This window comes from Marinobacterium sp. YM272 (assembly GCF_050908845.1).
In the GTDB taxonomy this organism is placed as follows: domain Bacteria; phylum Pseudomonadota; class Gammaproteobacteria; order Pseudomonadales; family Balneatricaceae; genus Marinobacterium_D.
In genome coordinates, this window is sequence record NZ_CP194171.1 from 1,668,460 (window position 1) to 1,691,795 (window position 23,336).

Below are 23,336 nucleotides of genomic sequence, written 5' to 3' on the forward strand. Positions count from 1 at the left end.
ATGCCATTGATGAAACTGAACTCAATGCCACGGTTGTGGCCGCCAGCGTTGCCGTATCGGTCGGTAGCTCGGCTTCGTTCGCGATAGGGGTTTCGATTATTGCAGCCCTTAACGAGTCCTCCGGTCTGACCGAGGCAGGTATTTATGGATCTACGGTCAGCGGCTCCTCGGTGTCGGTTACCGCAGATGCAGAGACCAGCATCACCTCCACAGGTGTGGCGGCCAGTGTCTCCGCTTCCAGCGGTGATATCTCTTTCTCCTTTGCTGGCTCGGGTGCCGGTGCCGCAAACGATCTCAGTAACACCGTAGCTGCGGTAATTTCGGCCAGCACCGTCACCGGTACCGGTGGTATCTCTGTTCATGCCGAGGACAGTTCAGACATCACCTCCACTGTTGTCGCCGCCTCGGTCGGTCTGGCAATCAGCAGTGGCGGCTCTGCATCTATTGCGGCTTCGGTCGCGGTGTCAGTGTCTCAGAATACCCTGAGGAGTGAGCTGCTTGCTGCCGTTGAAGAAAGTTCTGTCATCAACGCAGGTAACGGCCTGCTGAGTGTGACCGCACTCAACGATGCGGAAATCACGGCCACCGCTGTAGCAGCTTCGATATCCGCTGCCGGTGGTGGTGAAATTGCCATCGGTGCTTCGGGTTCCGGCAGTGATGTAGATAACCTGCTGCTTAACCGGGTCGAGGCGACCATTGATGCATCGACGGTCAACAGCGTGGGCGATGTCATTGTTACCGCGACCAACGATGCGACCCTTACCACGACCGCTGTATCGGCTTCGGTCGGCCTGTCGTTCGGTAACACCGCGGCGATCTCGGTGGCGATCTCTGCAGTGACCGCGGATGTGGCGATGAGTGAAACCGTCGACGGCATCACGACCGAGGCGCTTACCTCCGCTAATATCACCGGCTCGACCATCACCGATCCGGGCGATGTCACCGTACAGGCCTGGAATACCACTGATATCACCACCAGCGCGGTGGCGGCCAGTGTCAGTGCTTCAGCCTCGGCGGGTTCCTTCTCGCTCGGCGTGGGAGGGAGCGTAGTGGTTGCCACGGCGGCTGCCGGCGGCAACACCGAGGCGGTGATCGAAGATTCCACCCTCACTAGCGCGGGGGATGTGCTGGTGGAGGCGATCGATATAAGCACCGTAGATACCACCTTCGTATCGGCGAGTGTGACGGTTTCGGCCTCGTCCAACGTTGCGATAGGTCTGGCGATCAGCGTGGGTACCGCGACAACCAGCGTCAGTCATGATCTGCTGGCGTCGATTGATGGCTCAACTGTTGGCGCAGACGATATCACTCTCAATGCCGCCAACTTCATCGATGCCAATACCGATGGTGATTTGGAGGATGTTGACGACAAGCGTGCCAGCGTAACCACCACGGGTATCTCGGCTGCGCTTTCGGTTTCCGCCAGTGGTGATTTCGCACTCTCCGGCGCCGGCAGCGGCGCAGATGTGACCACGGAAATGAACAACAGCATTGAGGCCTCTGTCACCAATGGCAGTGACCTGGACGCTGACACCCTGTCGATCACCGCCTACGATCAGGCATTGCTGAGCACCACGACTGTCGCGGCTTCTGCCAGCGTTGCTGCCAGTGGTACCGCAGCGGTCTCGCTGGCCGGCGCCGTGGCGCTGACCACCGTCAACTTCGGCAGCAGCGTGCGGTCTGTGATCTCAGGCAGCGAGGTGGATCTCACCAGCGACGCGCCAACCCAGGTGCTGGCACATTCAGCTGCTGACATCGAGACTCTGTCGGTCGGCGCCGCCGTTTCAGTGGCCGCCAGTGGTACAGTCGCGCCATCCATCGCCTTTGGCATCTCGCAGGCGACGGTGAATACCACAAACCTGACCGAAGCCCTGGTTACAGCCGGCAGTCACTTCACCAATACCAGCGGAGGTCTCAGTGGCCTGAGCCTGGTTGCTCGCGATACCACCTTTATCGATACCGACGTTATTGCTGCCAGCGTGGCTGTTGGCGCTTCGGGTACTGTGGCTGTGTCGATTTCCGTGGCGGCATCGCTGGCTGACAATATCTATGACGGTACGGTGCGTGCTGGGGTTTACAGCTCGTCGGTTGATATCGGTGGCGCACTGTTGGTCGATGCCAAGTCGGCCGCTGAACTCGATGTCCTCGGTGTGGCGGCAGCTATTTCTGTAGCCGCTTCTGGCACCTTCTCCCTGGCCGGTTCGCTGACCGCGGCCTTGACCTCAAATACCATGGAAGGCCTGGTTGAGGCCGACATCGACGGCGCTGGCGGTGAAGATCACTCAGTGGTCGCCAAGGATGTGGAGGTCACCGCTGTCGATGATATGACCCTGACCGCTGATGCCAAGGCTGTGAGCCTGGCGATCAGCGGCTCCTACGTCGGTGGTTCTATCTCGGTGGCCGCTGCCGAGTCCTCTAACAGCAATGACAGTGAGACCCGCGCCCAGATACATAACTCGAAGGTAACCTCGGAACAGGGCTCCGTGATCGTCAATGCAGAGTCGCTCTCCAATCTGGATGTGACGGTCGATGCGATCGCCCTGGCGGTATCTATCTCAATCGGGGTTTCGGCCAGTGGCGCCGGCGCCTCCGCACGCAACGTCACCAACTCCGCGTTGAAGGCACTGATTACCGGCAACTCCAACGTCACCTCAGCCAGCGATCTTACCGTTGAAGCCCACGATAACTCTGAATTTACCAACGATGTTGTTGCCGTTTCCATCTCCGCCGGGCTTGCCGGTGTAGCCATCGGTATAGCGCTGTCCGAGAACGATATTGAAAACACCGTCACGGCAGCTGCGCGTTACAGTACCCTGACCGCGAATGGCGAGGGTGACATCCTCATCGATGCCGATGCGAACCAGACCATCATTGCTAACGCCACAGCTGTATCCGCCACGCTCGCGTTCGGTCTGGCGGGGACCGGTGTCAACGCCGTGACCGACATCGACAGCACGGTACAGGCCTATGCCCGTGCTTCAACCCTCAACGCCATCGGCAATGATGTCAGTATCGATGCTGACAGCACCTATATTGCCCAGGCTAACGGTATCGGTGCAGCGGCTTCAGTCGGGCTCTCGGTTTCCATCGTCAACGCTTCTGCGACCATTGGCGGTGCCACCCGTGCCTTTGGCGATCGCAGCCTGACCGTCAATGCCGGCTCCATGTCGGTTACCGCTGACTCCACCGCCACTGCTCTGCCTGATGTGACGTCGGTTGCACTGGGCGCCGGCGGTGCAGGATCCGGTTCGGTGATTTACGCAGGTGTCGATCGAACCACCGAGGCTTATCTCGGTACTCAGGCTGGCGAAGTTCCGGCAGGTACCACCAATGTCACGCTGACCGGTGGCCCGCTGGATATCTTTGCGACCTCGATCTTTACCGCCACCGCAACGCCGATAAGTATTGGCATCGCCGGTGGAATCTCGGTCACCTACACCCAGACTGACGCCATTATTGAGGGAGACACCCTTGCCTACATCGGTGAGAGCACCACAGTCAGTGCCAACTCCGTTGATCTGAAGGCCGACAGCACCGAAAACGCCACTGCGAAGACTGTTGGTGTGGCGCTTGGCGCTGCTGCGGCGGCGGACGTCGCCATCGCCAATGCCAAGGTCCTTAGCAACACCGAAGCCTTTATCGGCACCCAGGTTGGTGAGGCCTCACAGGGGGCGCTCACCACGGTAACTGTGACTGGAGGTGGGGCTCTCAACCTCGATGCCACCGCCGACCGCACCGCTACTGCGGACACCGATGGCGTTGCCGTCAGCCTCTATGCGTTGTCGGTCGGTGTATCGCTGCCAACAGCAGAGATCGGCGGCCGGGTGCAGACCGGAATGGATGGCGCGGTTTCGATTACCGCAGGCGACGTTACCCTGACCTCCGATGCTTCCAACAAGGCCGATGCACAGGCGCTGGTGGTAGCAGTATCGATTCTGGGCGCTGGTGGCTCCGGAGCTGACGCAGTGGCATTGATCAACGATACCGCGGATGTTGAAGCGGTGGTCGGTAGCAATGTGAGCATAAGTGCTGGCGCCATCAAGCTTGATGCTCACCACAGTGGTGACATGAACTACGCCGTCGCCAAAGCCGAAGGCGGAGCCGGCGGCATCCTCGGCGGGGTTTCCGTGATGCTCGCCAAGGCGACGATTGCTGGCGGAGTGAAGGCCGAATTCAATGGCGACGTTACCGGTTCCAGTTCGTTGCAGGTACTTGCAAACGGTCGCAATGATGCTGATGCCGATTCTCTGGCGGTTGCCCTGGGAGCAGGTTTTGGCGCCGCGGGTACCGGAACCATATCTGAGATTACCAATCAGGCTGACGTCGTTGCCCGCATCGGAAGCAATTCTGATATCACCACCAGCGGTGCGGTAACCGTCACCGCCACCGGTGACAACGATGCCCGCAGTGATAGCGACGCAGGCTCCGGCGCCATTGTAGGCATCTCCGGCTCCTCTCTGAGCGCCAGCATCGGTGGTGCCGTAATCGCCGCCATGAATGGTGATCTGACCGATGCCACGGCGCTTACCGTGACAGCCACTGGCAACAACGACGCCCGTACCGATGCCCTTGCAATCACCGTAGGCCTGGCGGGAGGGGCAGGTGCTGATGCCTACGCCGAGGTCACTAAAGACGCCGATGTCAGCGCCAGCGTCAGCAGTGACGCGCTGTTGGATATCAGCGGTGCGCCGATCACTGTCACCGCCACCGGAGACAACAACGCCTACGCCAAGACTGTCGGCGGCGCAGGTTCACTGGCGTTGTCGATCGCAGTAATGCTGCCCGAGGCGAAGGTCGGAGGCGGTGTCTATGCCGGTTTTGCCGGTCAGATGACCGAGGGTAGTTATGCTTCCCTGTTGAATGTGACCGCCGGCGGCGAAAACACCGCTGAGACCGACGTAACTGTGGCTTCGGTCTCTTTAGGGGCCGGCGGCGCCGGTGCCCAGGCGATCTCCGAAGTCACCAGTGACGCCGACATTCAGGCTGAGGTCGGTTCCGCTGCGGTGATCGAGACCACCGGAGCCGTAACTGTTTCGGCTGGCTATAACGGCGTTGGCAATCAGGCCAAGGCTAGCATTGAGGGTGGAGCCGGCGGCATCCTGGCCGGTGCTTCGGTGTTCCTGAGTCAGGCCAAGGTTGGCGGTGGTGTCTATGCCTCGCTCGACGGAGAAGTACGCGATGCCAGCAGCATCAGCGTGACCGCTACAGGGAAAAATCGTGCCGAGACCGATACCCTGGCGGTTGGTATCGGCGCACTGGGCCTCTCGGTCACCGGTGCAGCGGCGGAAGTAACCTCAGAAGCTGACGTCTCAGCCTCTGTCGGTGCTAGCGGCGACCTGACCACCAGTGGCGCGGTAACAATCAGCGCAACTGGCGACAATGATGCTGAAACAGACTCTGACGCCGGCTCCGGCGGCATCGTCGGCATTACCGGCTCCAGTCTGCAGGCCCTGGTTGGTGGTGGCGTATACGCCACAATGGACGGTGATGTGACCGATGCCAGTTCACTGACTGTGACCGCCAGCGGTAACAACAATGCCGACGCCGATGCGCTGGCTATTGCTGTCGGCCTGGCAGCGGGGGCGGGCGCCGATGCCTTCGCCCAGGTCACCGATCAGGCCGATGTGGAAGCCAGTGTTGGCTCGGATGCCGTCATCGATCTGCCGGGCAGCGGAACCGTCGCGGTCACTGCAACCGGTCATAATTTCGCTACCGCCAATACCGATGGCGGTAGTGGCTCGCTGTCGGTGTCCATTAACGTCATGTTGCCGACTGCCGAGATAGGCGGTGCGGTACTGGCCGAATTCGACGGTGAACTGGTTGACGATGACAGCGATGCCGCCAGCCTGACGGTCACAGCCACCGGCGAGAACTACGCCCAGGCCGACGCTTCCATCACCAACATCAGTCTGCTGGGGGCAGGCTCCGGCGCCAAGGCGATCAGTAAGGTGACCAGCTCTGCCGATGTCAGCGCGGGTCTGGGTTCAAACGCTGAGGTCGCGGCCGGTACCGTTACCGTAGATGCACACCACATCGGGCAGAAGAACCGGGCCGACTCCGAGGTTGACTCCGCTGGCGGTGCTCTGTTGGCCGCGGTAGCGATCGTTAACTCGATTGCTGAAGTCGGCGGCAGCGTAGTCGCCTATATGGACGGCGATATCACCGAATCAGGTTCAGTGAGTGTGACCGCTGAGGGCCGCCATTATGCCAAGGCCGACACCGCCACTGCCGGGGGCGGCTTGGTGGGTTACCAGGCCGCAGGCGCTAATGCCACAGTCACCAATACGGCTTCGGTAGAGGCGACTGCGGCCAGCGGTTCAAGCATTATCACCAGCGGCAGCGTGGTGTTCGAAGCGGTCAGCGACAGCGATGCCCGTGCCGACTCCGATACCGTCACCGGCGGCCTGGTGGCCATCGGCGAAGGCAAGCCGGTTGCGAAGGTGGGTGCTGATACCAAGGCAAATGCCAACATCGATATCAGCGGTTCGGATTCGATCCGTGTTGAAGCCATTGCCGCGAATACCGCTGAGGCGGTATCGAGTGCGGTGGCCGGTGGTCTGGTCGGCGTCAACGACTCCAACGCCTACGCTGAGATCACCAGTGACTCCGATACACTGGCACGGATCGGCTCCAATGCCGATATCGCCTCGCCGGACGCTGCGATTACCGTTCGTGCTACCTCAGATAACGATGCCATTGCCAAGACCGAAGCCACTACAGGCGGTCTGATTGCTGTGGGCAGCGCGACCCCTGTGTCTTATTCCAAGGGCTCTACCACGGCAGAACTGCTCGGTGATGTCCGGGTTGTGGACGGCCTCGATGAGCTTGCAGGTGCCAGCTCGATCACGGTACTGGCGCAGGGTAATGACGCCACCATTGCAAACGTCATCTCAACCGGTGGTGGCCTGGTCAGTGCATCGAGTTCTGATGCCAGCGCCAACTCTCAGGGGGACACCGCAGCCAAGATCGCTGCCACTGGCCGTCATATCATCACCAGCGGTGATATCACCGTTACGGCACTGGGTGAGACCGATGCAGATGCCACCACCAAATCCTCCTCAGGCGGTGGCGTCAATATCAACACCTATGAGGGCAGCTCCACCGCCAATGTGGATGTTGATGTCACTGTTGGCGGTTCGGCACTGATTCGCTCGACCGGCGGTCTGATTTCAATATCCGCACAGCACAACGTGCCCACAGTCCAAACCAGTGACGGCACATTTAATGCTGCCGATGACGTTAACAAGGTTGGCAGTGAATCAGAGACCATAACCTTCGCGCTTCCCCACGGCCTATCCACCAACGACACCGTTATCTATAACGCTCAAGGCGGCGGTGAAATTGTGCTCAACGGCGCTAATGGCGATATCACTAGTCTGGTCGATGGTGAGACTTACACTATCGTGGTCGCTGATGAAGGTGAGGGCGACAATGCCAGCCAGATCCAGATTGGTGCCCAGTTTATAGCGGATGCTACCAGCGTCGACTTGGTCAACGACGTCATTATCTTCCCGGTAGCCCATAACCTGGTCGACGGAGCCATCGTCAAGTTCTATAGCCAGACGGGCACCGGTATCGGGGGGCTTACAAACGGCGAGGATTACCGTGTTGTTGTCATCGACGACAACACCATCAAGCTGGCGGACGAGGATGCCCCGCTTGAGACCGAGACGGTCAATGCCAGCGACATCGACAGCGACTCGGTTAACGTTTCGCATGATTTTGAGGTCGGCGACGCTGTCACCTATCTGCCGGGCGGCTACGAGGCGACCTTCACCGCAAATACCGTAGATGTCTCCGTGGTCGAAGATGAGGGAGAGTACATCCCCAGCCGTGACGGCAGCGGCAACATCAACCACGACGCCGGCGCCAACAACATATACATAGGTACCAACCCGGATACCGGTACCGCAGCCTTCGCCGTCGGCGATCAGGTGATCTACACCGTTGACTCACCGAAGTTCAGCACCTCGATGACTTTTATCCGTAATGGCGAGATAAACGATATAGCGATCGATTTTGTCCGTAACGGTTCGGAGGTCAGCATCATACGCCTTGACGGCGGCGACTGGCTGGAGGACGGCTTTGGCGCCAGCGCCAACGAAACCCTGGTTATAAGTGATGACAGCGACAATGACGCCAATGGCAGTTATGTCATCGCCGCAGCCACCGCTACCACCCTGACCCTGGCCAGCGGAAGCGGCGCAGATGGCATAGAGGCGACCATCGTCAACACCGAACTGGAGTTCGATGGTGTCGAGACCTTCGAAGATATTGGCGTAGCTTACGTGCGAAACGGTAGCAATATCGAAATCGTGCGACTGGATGGTGGCAGCTGGCTGGATGATGGCTTTAACCAGCCCGGAGAGGCGCTGGTGATCTCCGGAAGTCCGGGAGCCAATGGCAGTTACGAGGTTGTCTCAGCCAGTGAAGATACCCTGATCATCACCGACGGCATCGACTCCGTAGCCGACATTGAGGCCACGACCTTCAGCTCGCTGATGACCTTCGACGGCAACGATACCTTCAACGATATCGGCGTCAATTACGTCCGCGAAGGCAGTACCCTGGAGATCCATCGCACCGACGGCGGCAGCTGGGTCGATGACGGCTTCGATGTGACCGGAGCGATCCTGGTAATCACCGACAGCGAAGGCGCAAACGGCAGCTATACCATTGATTCTGCCACCGACGCTGTACTGACCATCGCTGACGGCGTGGATAACATCAGCGATATCGCCGCCAATATCATCACCTCCGATATGACCTTTAACGGCACCTCGGTCGATGACCTGGATATAGACTTTATCCGTGACGGCGCCACCGTTGTGGTTACTCGCGATGACGGTGGAGACTGGCTTACCGACGGCTTCACTAGTGGCGAAATGCTGGTCATCAGTGATGCCCTCGGTGCCAATGGCAGCTATCTGGTTTCTGATGCGACCAGTGATACCCTGACCCTGATCGACGGCATCGATGCTGTCGAGAACCTGGTTGCCAGTACCCTTATCGCTGACTTCAGCTTTGACTCCACCTCCGCTGCAGACGTGGAGGTAGACTACATTCGTGTCGGCACCAACCTTGAGATTGTCCGCCGCGACGGTGGCGACTGGCTGGCCGATGGTTTTGATATCGGCGCCGCCCTGCTCATCAGTGATAGCGGAGATGCCAACGGCAGCTATACGATTCTGGGCGTCACCAGCGACACTATTACTCTGGGTGATGGCGTTGACGCTGCCGCCAGCCTCGCCGCCAACATATTCGTCTCCGCAATGGACTTTGTCGCCAACGGCGGCGGCGATCAGATTACCCGTAACGACGGTCGAACCTGGGCCGACGATGGCTTTGCCGATGGTGTTGAATTCACACTCACCGACGCCGGCGATTTCAACGGCACCTACACCATCAGTAGCGGTTCCGCTACAGGCACAATCACTCTCACCAGCGCAACCTTCGCGGGTAATGGCAGTGCCGGTCTTGCCAGAGCCGATCGCGGCGAAGTGCAGGGGGATTTCGATCAGTACGACAAGATCACCCGCAATGACGGCCGTAACTGGGTCGCTGATGGCTTCATCGTCGGCACCAGCTTCGATATCAGCGATGCGGGTGGCTTCGATGGCAGCTACACCGTCGCCAGCGTCGACGGCCTGACGCTTACCCTCACCACCACCACCTTCGGCGCCGATGGCGATGAAGCGGGCGCTACAGCCGATCGTGGCACTCAGCAGGGCGATTTCGCCCAGTTTGACCAGATCACACGCGATGACGGTCGTAATTGGGAGGACGACGGTTTTGTCGATGGCATGACCTTCGAACTGACCGATGCCGGCGCTTACAATGGCATCTACACCATCGCGAGTGGCGCCAGTGGCACGACCATCCGCCTGACTACAGCCAACGGCTTCGCTGACGGCAGCGAGACCGATGCAAGCGCCGATCGTGGTGAGCGCCAGGGCGACTTTATCCAGCCCGGTGGTGGTGACCGAATCACACTGGCCGGTGGCAAAACCTGGGACAGCGAGGGCTTCGCTAATGGCGACACCCTCACCCTTAGCGATGCCGGGGTACGTAGCGGTAGCTACGTCATTGTCAGCGGTGCGGATACCGATACCATCGTGCTGGAAAGCAGCGGTGCTTTCAGCGATGGCGACGATACCGTGACAGTGTCGCGTGAGCCGGCGAATCCGGAAGATTTCCCGGCCGTGGGCGACTTCCTCCAGTCGATTCCGGGCGACCAGATTACGCGCACCGACGGTCGCAGCTGGGCAGATGATGGCTTTACTGTCGGTACTGAGTTCACGCTTACCAACGCCGGGGCTTACAACGGCACCTACACCATAGATAGTGTCAGTGGCGCCACCCTGACCCTGTCCAGCAGCGGTGGCTTTGTCGATGGTGTCGAGTCTGGCGCCACCGTCGAGCGTGACAACGGTACCGCCGACTTCACCCCGGCCAGCGCCGGCGACCAGATCACGCGTAATGACGGCAAGACCTGGGCCGAATCAGGTTTCCTGGATGGTGACGAGTTCACCATCAGCAGCTCGGAAGACGGCAACAACGGTGTCTACACCATCCTCAGCGGAGCCAATACAGACACCATCCGCCTCACTGTCAGCGCGACCCTGAACGATGCAACCGACGGCTTCGTGGCCGCACAGGTCAATGAAGGTGAGCTCTCGCCACTGGTTAACGGTCGTATCTACCGCATCGCCACCGTTACTGACGGCGGCACCACTATCCAGCTGAAGCGTAATGATCTTCTGAATGACCTGGCCGTCGACTTCGTACGTAACGGTAGCTCCATCAGTATCGTGCGCCTCGATGGTGGCAGCTGGACTGACGACGGCTTCGGCGCTGACAGCAGCGAGCGGTTGATCATCACCGACAGTGGCGATGCCAGTACTAATGGCACTTATGTCATCGCTTCGGCTACGGACACTACACTGGTGCTGACCAGCGGCGAAGATTCGCTCAGCAATATCGACGCCACCATCTTCAACGCCTCGATGACCTTCACGAATGATGGCGCTGGTAACAATAATGACAGAATCACCCGCAATGACGGTAGAACTTGGGCCCAGGATGGCTTCACTAATGGCACAACCTTCACCATCACCAATGCAGGTTCTCGTAACGGAACCTATACCATCCTGAGTGGGGCTAGTGGCAGCACTATCACTCTGACTGCAGATAACGGCTTCACCAGTGGAACTGACGGTTACGTGACAGCTGACAGGGGGAATATAACTGCTGACTTTGATCAGCCAGTCATCGCCCTGGCACCGGTTGCCGACTCCGAAACACTCCAGTCACTGCAGAAAGTTGAGGATCAGAACCTGCCGCTGCTGGAAGCAGGCCGCACCTACTATGTAACGAACACGGACGGCGGTAACAGCTTCGGTTTGGCACTTACCCTTCAGGACGCACTGGATGGCATTGCCATCACCCTGAACCCGGATAGCCTCACTGGTGGCCCGCACACCTTTGTCGTGCAGGGAGTGGATTTCACCTCTGTAGGCAGTGGTGCCAAGGCCGTGGTTATGGATATCAGCGACGGCTCGGGCACCCAGAGCTTTGACCTCAAGAGCGCCGGTAACTTTGTTGGCGCGCCTTCGGGTGATCGCACTATCACCGCCTCCGCCTCTGGTGGTGGTGGCGGCTTTATTGATGTGCAGTCCGCCAACGGTACCACCGATGTGCTGATCGAGGGCCGACTGACCGTTGAGGCTGGTGCCGATGGGGACACGCTGACGCTGATTGAAGGTAACCGCGTCGAGCTCTTTACCGACATCCGCGGCGCTACCAAGGCGATCTCCGCCAACTCAGGGGGAGGCTTCGTCTCCGTCGGTGACGCTAACGCTGAGGCTGAGATCGATGTCGATAGCACCATCGACCTCGGTGAGTACACCAGCATCCTGGCGACTGGTCTGGTTCCGACTGTACCAAACGGCAGTGACCCGGATGCCGGCGATGTATTTGTACATGGCCGAATCGAGGTTTCCGGCGATGCCTACGCTTCGACTAACTCCGGTGGCCTGGGGGCCGGTGTAGACTCCGTTGCCACCGCCAAGATCGGCTTCTATAACGACATTAACCTCGATGGCCGCATCCAGGCCGTCAAGTCGCTGGATATCAGCGGCGAGTCGGATGTTACCGGCGACACCAATGCCCAGGCTAAGGCGGTAGGCCTCGGCGCTGACTCCGATGCCAACGACAGCAGCGGCAAGGGTGTGCGCATTGGCGTTCATCGCAGTGTCAACGATGACCTGGGTCAGAGCACTGCCGGCGCACTGACCGAGATTACGCTTGAGGATGGCGCCAGGCTGTTTGGCGGTACCGTGGTGGTGGATGCGGTTAACATTATCGACGCCCGCGCCGATTCACGCTCCCGTGCATCCGCCCTCGGTGCCGATTCTGATGCCCGCGGTGATATCACCCTGCGCGGTTCGGCCCGTGTGATCCTAGACACCGGCTCAGAAATTACCGGCAACGCCTCCGTGCTGCTGCAGGCCCGCTACGACGACCTGGATCTTTATGCCGATCCGTTCGGTAAGACCAGCGGTGTAGGTGGCGACACCGATTCCACGGCTCGAATCGATATCGACACCGAATCGAAGGTCGTTGGCCGCGATGAATCCATCATCCGCACAGCACGCCTTGATGTGGATGCCCTGGTGGATATTAAGCGCTTCGACCGCGACCCGACCCGCGATGGCGCCTGGCTTGATACTGGTAATACTTACCGCAATGGTAATGAGAACTTCGAGCGTGAGATCTTCTGGGAGTCCACCGTCATCATGCTCGGCGAGCCGAACCCGATACTGGTGGTCGATGAAACCGGCAAAATTATCCAGCTTGAGAACATCGAGTTCCTTGGCGAGAACCAGGACAAGGAGATCGGTGACACCCTGACCGGCAGCATCGAGCTTGCGGATATCCTCTACGATACGACCGGCAGTGCTGAATTCCACGCGACCTACAAGAGCGAGCTGGGCAACCTGGATGGGAGCGGTGATGGCTCCCAGGTACCGCCGCTCAGCTACATCTGGGGTAACGCCGGCCTGTTCGAGATTCAACGTACCTGGGACTCCGTCTACATTGAGAACAACAGCGCGCTGGACCTGATTGTCAATCGCATCGATGTGGTCCTCGACGGCAGTGAGATCGAGGGCGGCTTCGATCCGGCGGACATCGAGATCCGTGCCGATCGCGTACCCGGCCCGGTCGACAGTCCGGCCAACGGCATCACGCTCGGTAATGAGACTGCCGACTCCGGCAGTACCTTCGAGTTTGATGTGCTGCACAACTGGGTGCGTACCACCATCGATATTCTCAACCTGCAGCCGGATGAGATTACCTCGTCCAATATTTCACTGGATGGCTGGATCGAGAACCCGATCGGTATTACCACCGTGCTTAACGAGCGTGGCAGTATCCTTTCCGACGCCGATCGCGAGGTCATCCGCACCAACGAGATCTACCTCGATGCCATCGGCGGCTCCATCGGCACCGTCAACGACATAGATACCAAGGTCGGCGCTGCCGGTGATGAGAACGAGGTCAACGCTATTGGACGTATCCCGATAGCTGTCGAGCTGGTGCGCTTCCGTGATGCCTCAGATGCCGGGATTAACCCGGAAATAACTCCGTCCATGGACCCGAACGAACTGTTCGTGCCGGTGATAGAGGTTGAAGCGACCATCGATGTTGTCCTCGATCTGCATTATCTCGATGCCGCCGACGGCACCCAGGGGGGGGATTTCTCTCAGGATGCGGTTATCGGCGCGATCCTCGCCGGGGATGATGTTTCGATCATCGTCAACGACATGCGCGAGGTGATCGACGAGGGTGATGTTCCGGGCCTGACCGTCGCCGACCGCGGTCATACAGAAGATTTGCGCCTGGTCGAAAACCACTTCCGTCCCGATGGCACCGGTCCTGCCTACGACAATATCCTGCGTGCCACCAACCAGGCCATCGATCTGACAGATGGTACGCTCGCGGATTACGGCATCTACGAGATCGACTCCAACTGGATCTTCACCGAGGTCCGTGCCGGCGATGACATAGACATAGGACATGTCAGCACCAGCGACACTTACACGGGTAACGAGAACCGTACCTACGCCACCACAGGCATTGGCGGTGAGCAATATGGTGCGGCTGTACTGGTTGAAGATCCGGATACCACCGTCAACTTCGACATCGTACTTGATGTCGACTGGGTCGACGGTTCAGTCGCTGACGAGGAGATCGAACAGATCTTCCTGACCACCAACGGTGACATCCTCGCGCGCGAAATCGAGGGCGATATGCGGGTAGGCCGCATCGATTCCACCGCTGGAGATGTTGAACTGCGCTCCGGTGAGCTGATTCTCGATGCCGACAGCCGTACTGGTGTTGATGCCAGCGGTATCAATATCCTCCTCGCCAGCGGCATCAACGCGGTTCCGGGCCAGACCCCGGCCAGCACTGAAGGCGGCATTGGCCGGGAGCTCGACTACCTCGAAATCAATGTCGACCGCACCGATAGCAATCAGGGGGCGCTGTTTGCCTTCGATACCAGCGGCGATGTGATCAACGGTGGCATCTTTATCGATGAGTTGGACGGTGACCTGCGCATAGGCACAGTACACAGCCTCGAAAACATCGCCATGCGTACCGTCGATGGATCGATTCTTGACGCCGGTCGCAGCGGCGAGACCAACGCCAATGGCGTTGTTGTCACCCAGGCCGGTGAAGGCTTGGAAGACGCCGACGTCATGGGGCAGTCCATCGATCTGGACGCCAATGGTACCGGCGCCAGCATCGGTACCTTCAGTAACGATCTGGAGATCGATTCACGCCGCGGTTCCGATACGGCAGGGCTGGAGGCCGGCGGTGACGATGTCGGCCTTGAGGCGACAGAGAATATCTATCTGTCAGAAGTCGACGCTGAACTGCGCCTGGTACTGGCTCATGCCTATGAGGGCGATATCCGCCTGACTGTTTTTGATAGCAATCAGCTTGATGAACACTTCCTGTTGATCCACAGTGGTGCCGCCCGTTTCGCCGAGAGCAGCGCCCGCCAGGGACACCCGGATGCTGAGCGCATTGTGCTTCACGGTCAGATCTTCGCTGAGAAAGGCGCCGTCAAACTGATCGTCGGTGACAACATCGCCACTGATTCCAACAGCGAGATCATCGCCGCCGAGGATATCGATATCCTTGGGGATGCGAACGCGGTTAACGGCAATCTGTTTGCCAACGACCCGGACCCCACCTACGGCACAACCATTGTGCTGCGCGGCATGCTTATCGCTGGTGCAGTGCTGACTACTCCAGGCAGTAAGCAGGGTGGAAACCCGGTCGGCGTGGCAGTGCCCTATGGCGATGCGCCGCAGTACATCACCGAGATCTTTGGCCACAATGATGTCGACCTGATTCAGTTCGGCGATGCCAGCGGCGTTGGCGGTGGAGACTTCCAGGGCTCAGACGGTTACATCTTCCTTGGCTCAAAAACTCGCGCCTACGGCACCCAGGTGGCACCGGTGTTTGCCGATGGCGATCACCTCTCCGCCGACGTGGACGCCAACGTACTCGATGAAGACCGCTTCATTGTCTACTACCTGCAGGATAGCGATACCCAGACAGGCCCCAATGTCACCACCTCGGCCGAGCATACACTGACGCTCGACGGTCAGTCAGATAGCGACAGCTACGAGGTCTACACCCTCGGCTCCAACGGCAATGACACCCGCAACTACGTGATCAACGTGCTCGATACGGGCGCAGAGAACAACGGTGTCGATACCCTGACCATCTACGGTCTGGATAATCCCGACGGTGACGGCCTGCAGGGCGCTGGCGACCCGCAACAGGGCCAGCCATACCCGACCGACGATATCTTCCTGCTCCGCGCCGCGGCCTTCCTGCCAAGCGAAGAGGGTGATGAAACGCCGGAGGCCACCGCTGATCGTGCCGGTTACGTTGCCCTGCTGCACGGCAACCTGGACGAGTACGAGGATGTGGTGCAGAACAATGAAACCTCCGATGAGGTTCAGCGCATCAACTACGACACCGGTATCAACGGCCGCCTGCTGGTCGAGGGTCGTGGCGGTAATGACGCCTTCTTTACTGACGACACCACCGTTATTACCACCCTGGATGGCGGCTCCGGTAACGACAGTTTCCAGATCGGCCAGATCTTTGGGGCCAACCGAAACGAGGCGATGGGTAACCTGCTGCCGCAGGATGTGTTCCCTGAACTGGTCGCTACGACCCGTGGCTGGCTGTCACCGGGTTCATCCTCACCGCTGGTGGCCCAGGGCGGTACCGGCAATGACGAGTTCCGTGTCTACTCAAACCAGGCCGAACTGCGCCTGGAAGGCGATGATGACAACGACCTGTTTATCGTTCGCGCCTTTGCCCTGGCGGCTACCGCCGACTTTGACTGGAACGGCGATGGCGCAACTAACCAGGACGACCTGGATGACGGTGTAGCGGTGCTCACCGCTCTGGCCCGAATCCAGCGCGGTCTTCCAGAGATCGACAACCCCGGCAGTGCCCTCGATGATCTGGATCTCAACGATCCGACCATCATGAGTACCGATGACGCCATCGACGCGCTAGTACTCGAGTCTGTGTTCGGTACCGGCGGTGCCAGTGATACGTACAAGGCTGCTTTGAAGGCCAAGCTCAGCACCGGCTTCGATGTTAACGATGACGGCGGTATCAACTTCCTTGATCTGCTGCTGACAGAGACCACCACCGACGATGTTATCCTGCTTGATGATGAGGGCGTGGCCGCGCCGCAGATCGGTCTTGGCTTCTCCGTTGCTCAGGCGCCGGATATCCGTGCCGGTGGCGGTCAGGATGAGGTGCGCTACAACATCAACGCACCGGTCTCCGTCGAGGGCGGTACCGGCTTCGACAAGCTGGTGATCCTGGGTACCGAATTCGCCGATGATATTGTCATCACCGATAAGGGGATCTTCGGTGCCGGCCTTAACGTGCGCTTCTCAACCATTGAGGTGCTGGAAGTGGACGGCCTGGAGGGCGACGACGAGTTCTTCGTTCAGTCCACCGCCTTCGGTGTTTCCTACCGGGTAATAGGCGGCCTTGGTTCAGATACGATCAACGTTACCGGTGACGTCAATGAAGATATCGTCACCCGCGAACTTGAAGGTGTCTCCGGCACCGTCAACCATCTCGTCTCCTCGGACGATGTGCTCTACGACGGTCTGGTGGTCGATGGCTTCGATTACAACGTCTCTACCGCCGATGAAGGCCTCGTGGTTATCAGTGAAGAGGATGAGGACGCGCCGACCTTCGGCCGCACCGTGGTTCGTGAACAGGCCGAGGAGGAAGATCAGTTCGCCGACTTCTACACTGTGCGCCTGTCGCAGGAACTTGAGGGTGATGAGGTCGTCTACGTAACTGTATCGGCCGCGTTGTCTCCGCAGGAGGAGCGCACCATCAATCCGTTGACCGGGCTGCCCTACGACCTCAACCCGGATCCGCTTGATGATGCGCTGGGCGACAGTATCTGGCTATCTACCGTTGCTCCCTTGGATCTGTTGGATCCGTTTGACATGGTGACCAACAGTGACTTCCAGCGCACGGTAATCATCAACGGCATTCCGACCCAGATCAACAACCGCTCTGTGGTCCTGACCTTCGATGCGAGCAACTGGGATCAGGAGCAGAAGGTCTACGTCTTTGCGCCGGATGACCTGCGCTCCGAAGGCGACCGTATCGTCGTCATCCAGCACAGTGTTATCTCCGATGTGGAGATCTACGATGCCGCCGATGTGCGCAATGTTGAGGTGGAGGTCTACGACAACGACACCCCGGGAGTCTACATCACCGAGGTGGACGCTGATGGTGAGGACGACGGTCAGACCATCGTGATTGAGGGTGACAGTGATACCAAGCTTGGCGACGAGATCCAGATCGAACTCGCCAAGGCCACCACGGGCACTGTGGTTGTCGATATTGTATTGAACGACTTCGCCGACAAGGCGATCCAGTTCACCAACATCGACAGTGACAGCCGTCTCACGCTGTTGACCGGTGCCCTGGGCGATGACGATGGCCCGATTCAGATCGCCGGTGCGGACACGCCAGACGACACTTCGGACGATAAGTTTATTGTCGCCCGGGCTACCTTCGACAGCAGTAACTGGAGTGATGCCATCAGCGTCGGTATCGACGCGCGCGATGATTTCGTCCGCGAAGACGTGCAGATCGCCGTTATCGACTTCCAGCGTAGTGAACTGACCACCGATGCTGACTACATCTTCCCGAACCTGCGTTCCGGCCTGCAACTGCTGGACGTTGAGGTCTGGGATAACGAAACCGCTGGCGCGGTGGTACTGGAGAGCGGCGGCAGCACTCAATTGATCCGTGATATCCCGGCCGGCAGTGGTAAGACTGACGATTACGACATCCGCCTGACCAAGGCTCCGAGCGACAGCGTCGATATCGCCGTACTCACCGACGGCCTGGCCGATGTGGTCGAGATCGGCGGATTGGCGGTTACACCCGAGGACTACGCGGTCATCGGCGGCGAGCAGGTCAACCAGATGTTCAATGGTTCGCTGATCTTCGGCACCGACGACGATGGCAACCTGACCCTGACTCGCGGCACCGACTCTGACTTCGGCAGCTTTATCGACGAGGGCTTCTACGGCGCCAGCCTGGCGGAACAGGAACGCTACACCGGCGTCCTGAATTTCGAGGACAACGGTACGAACCTGACTTTGACAGCTGATGGGGCTGACTTTGATTCGCTTGGCTTCATAGCAGGTCAGCAGCTGCGTATCGACGCTACCGGCGCCGGCGGCTTCTCGGCCAACAACGCCGACTTTGAGATCCAGGCTGTCAGTGGTGACACCATCATCCTGACCGCTCTGCTCTCAGACGGGGACTGGGCAGAAACCGGCCTGACACCGGATGATGTGGTACTCAGTGAGCTGGTGCCTGTTGCAGGCCAGACTATCCGTCTGGGTGGAAGCCAGGTCATTGCGGACGAGCTCTACTCCGATGTGGTCACCTTTGCTGATGACGGCACTAACCTGACGATTTCGCGCGACGCGGGCGACTTCAGCGCGGATGGCTTTGCCGCCGGCCAGACTATCCAGATCACCGCGACCGCGACGGATGGCTTCGACGGCAATAACGGCATTTACGAGATCCTTTCGGTCAGCGCCACAGAGATTGTGCTTACCGCACTGGTTGCTGATGGCAACTGGGCCGCCGCAGGTCAGACTACTGATGCGACCACCATCGACCAGGTAGTGAGCAACGATGGCGATTACCAGATCGCTTCGCTCTCGGCTGATGGCAGTGTGATGACGCTGACTGCAACCGGCAGCTGGACAGCCAGCGGCGCATCCATCGCCCCGGCGGTACTTGCCGATGTCAGCAACGCCTTCCTGCTCGAAGGCACGGTAGTCTGGGGTGAAGAAACCGACGCCAAGAGCTTCCCGGGTGAGTTCCTCGATCTGCAGCTTAGCGGCGGCCAGCGTGGTTGGCTGGAGCCCGGTTTCCTTGAGGGCATGTGGGTACGGATCTCCGACACCAGTGGCGTTAACCCTGATATCGAGGCCAAGATCCAGCTGATCCGCGGCGATAACGACAGCCAGGATGCCAAACTGCAGCTGATCCATGTTGGTGGTACAGGCGGATTGCTGAGTGGTTCTTGGCTGGGTGCCGCTGGCAGCCACGAAGTTTCGGTGGTGCGTATCGGCGCGACAGTGACCTTCACCACCACTAATTATCATGAACTGCAGAACGTGGTGCTGGAAGCGGACGATGACTATATCGTGCCGCCGACCCGGGACGGCGTGAAGATCTTCCCGGTATCCACCCATCTGCTTTCCAAGCTGCGCGGCCCGCTGGCGGTGGAGGGCGGCCCGACCGGTGCTGACCGCTCGCTGAGCAACGGCGTCAAGCTGCCGGGCGAGACGGACGCCTTCCTGATCGCTATCGGTGCCCAGCCGCCGGAGAGCCAGCAGATCGATGTGCTGAATATCTTCAACGACTCCAGCCAGGCGGATGGCGTCGGCAGCATGACCGAGACCACCCTGCGTGGCTTCGGCATGGCCGATGACCTGAACCTGGGTGTGATCAGCGGCCCGACCTTCGGTGAAACCGGATCCTACTTCGGGCTGCTGAACTTCAGCGATGATGGCACCAACCTCACCGTCAGCCAGGCCACCATCGATTTCAATCTGCGCTTTGATGTGGGTGACACCATCGGTATCAACGCCGATGACGGTGATGGCTTCGATGTCAATAATGGCACCTACACCATCCTGGCAATCTCCGAAGATGGCACGACCCTGACGCTGGATACGGAGGGAAGCTGGGTTGCTGAAGGCGACACCATCGAGTTCGTTGAGATCAACGCCGAACTTGTGGTGGCCGGCGGCATCAGCTTCGGCAAGGTCAACTTCGGCGCCGGCGGTTTCGGTACCGCGGCGATCCAGAGCACCATCGAGGTATTCAACCTGCTGCTGGGTGAGGGTAACGACTTCCTTGATGTCAGCGGCACACTAAACCCGGCGCCGTTTGTGTCAGCCCAGAACACTTTCCGCTCTGTGGCGATTCTGACAGATGGCGACGGTCCGATCGGCGATCTGGCTCTACGGCTTGAAAACTACGACTGGCTGGCCCAGGGCTTCCTGGTCGGTCAGGAGGTTGAGATCACCATCAACGGCGTGACCTACGACGGCTTCACAGTCGAGGCCATTGTCGATGCATCGCAATCTGTCACCAACCCGGATGCGCCACCGGCGACCATCGAAATCACCGACCCGAACGATAACTCTATTCTGGTGCTGTCTGGGGATATCAGTGGTCTACCGGCCCTCAACGGCTTCGCTGACGTCAAACTGGTTGCCTTCGATCAGCTGGTCGATTCTGTGCTGGATGTGGATATCGATGGCAAGAGCGATGGTGCGATCTTCACCCTCAACGGTCCCGAGACCGATTGGGAGGAGCTCGGCTTTATCGAGGGGCATCTGCTCAACGTAGGTGACTTCGGTTCGGCTACCCAGTATCGCATTCTGGAGATTGATGGCGCGACCATGCGCGTGCTTGGCCAGGCGACCGAGGATGCTGCGGCCGTTGAAAATCTGCGCTTCTGGGTTCAGGGCCCGCATGGCGGCCTGACCACTCTGCATGGCGGCGGTAACCTGCCGGTCGAAAACCTGGGTGACTATACCGCCGGTGTTGTCGACTATGAGGAAAGCGAGTTCGATGGCAACAGCTATCTGCTGCGTGACGATGGCCGCAGCTGGCAGGAAGATGGCTATGAGGTTGGCCAGATCATCCAGATCGGTGCCGAGACCGAGACCCGCACTATTCTTGGCTTCGCCAGCTCTTCGGATGCAGCGATCGGCGTAGAGACTCCTGACGGCGAGTTTGCCAACTGGGGTACCGATGCGGTGATGATCCTTTCCGGCTCGGCGATCACAGCCAATACCACTGATATCACCGTGAACCTGTCTACAGCGACTGTCACGACCACAACGCTTAGCAATATCGAGCATGTGGTGAACCGTCTGATTCGCACCGATGGTAACAGCTGGAGCGATGATGGCTTTGCAGCCGATCAGATTATCTACATTGATGGTGTAGCCGGAGGCTTTACCATTGATCGGATTGATGATTTCTTCACCGAGGATGGCCTAACACTCCTGCGCAGCGAACTGGTGCTCAAGGGCATGGCGATTCAGGACTGCGTTATCCCGGGTATCGTCACCATTACCCGCACCGATGTCACGACCGATGCGGGCCCGCGGGTTGGCGGTGACCACTTCGTGGTCCGTAATAATGATCGCGGTGCCCTGGTCGGTGGTCCGCTGAGTCCGCTGGTGATCTACGGTGATACCAGCCAGGATGGCGCCTGGTACTCCGGTCGGTCGTTCGACCGCCTGGGTCAGGAGTTCGGCCAGAAGCCGTTTGATCCGTTCCCCGAACTGCCGGATGACCAGAATGAGGATAACGAGTGGGTCTTCCCGCTGGCCAATGCGTTCAGCTACGCCGGCCACGATATCATCGATGCCTCTCTGCTGTTCGCAGGGGACCCGTCGGCCAATGGCATCCTTAACGTCGGTATCACCGCTTACGGTGGTGCCGGTGATGACCTGATCATCGGTAGTCAGGCGGGCGATCACCTGGCGGGTGGTTCCGGCAACGATACGATCCTGGGCCAGCGTGGCGTAGATCATATCTACGGTGATAGCGGCGTAAACGTGAATATCCTCACCCGCGAACTCACGATCGTCACCGTGGACGCCAACCCGGCCCCGACCATCGACCCGAACCTCGGCTCCAGCGACCAGACCTTCGCTCCGGTGCGTATCCCGTACCCGGTCAGCGATAATCTGATTGCCGGTACCGATGTTATTGAGGGTGATGGCCGCGACTTCGACCTGCTCTCAGATATGCTGACGGAGGAAGAGGCGGCAGTTGAATTGGGTCTGAGTGATGTTCAGAACATCATCTTCGGCGATCACGGTGAGGTGGTGCAACTGGTGGCCGATCCGAACCTGCCGCCGGTGCTGCCACAGAAGATCCAGACGACGGCACTTGAGACAATACTGGAGATCAATTCGCTTGAGCCGCAGAACGGCGCTGACGACATCATCTTCGGTACGGCTATCGCCGATATCCTGATCGGGGGCGGCGGTCACGATATGATCGATGGCCGCGAAGGCGACGATCTGATCTTCGGTGATAACGTTTCTCTGAGCCGTATGAGTGGCGAGGACGGAATCATCAATGATGGCGATCTGTTGGACGATATCCTTAACGCCCGCTTCCAGACGCTGGCCGGTGCCGTGCTTTACTCACGTACGGATCTGACGGCTGAGCAGATGGGGCTGGACTATATGGATCCGCTCTACGCCTATGATTCGGAAGGAGACGGTTCGCTTTACGAATACACCTCCGGTCGTCTGCTCACCGACGGTATTAAGCGTGACTACCGCGATCCTGATGGTCCGCAGTGGTGGGCCGAGTATGAGATCGATTACGCTCAGTACCACACCTTCGATATCAATAACGGTCTTGCCGGTGTGGGTAGCTTCGGTAACGATTACATCGCTGGTGGTGCCGGTAACGACACCATCTTCGGTCAGCTGGGCAACGATGTAATCCAGGGTGACGGTGCTATCGACGATGCGGTGGCTGCTATCGAGCATGTGGGCGCAGGACGTGAGCCCATTAGGGTTGGCGTGAACGAGCCCGGTATCGACGATCCGATCGGGGCCCTGACCGTTATCGCCAGCTTCGAGGCAGCCACTGACGGCCAGGATTATATCGAAGGCGGCGGCGGTCTGGAC

The 23,336-nt window shown here is 59.2% G+C and carries 1 protein-coding gene (running past both ends of the window); it reads left to right on the plus strand.

This entire window lies inside a single protein-coding gene on the plus strand: locus tag ACQUQP_RS07570, encoding an LEPR-XLL domain-containing protein. The 40,671-nt coding sequence extends 13,444 nt beyond the window's left edge and 3,891 nt beyond its right edge, so the window shows coding positions 13,445-36,780 — codons 4,482 (partial) to 12,260 (complete); the first codon wholly inside the window starts at nt 3. Both the start codon and the stop codon lie outside the window.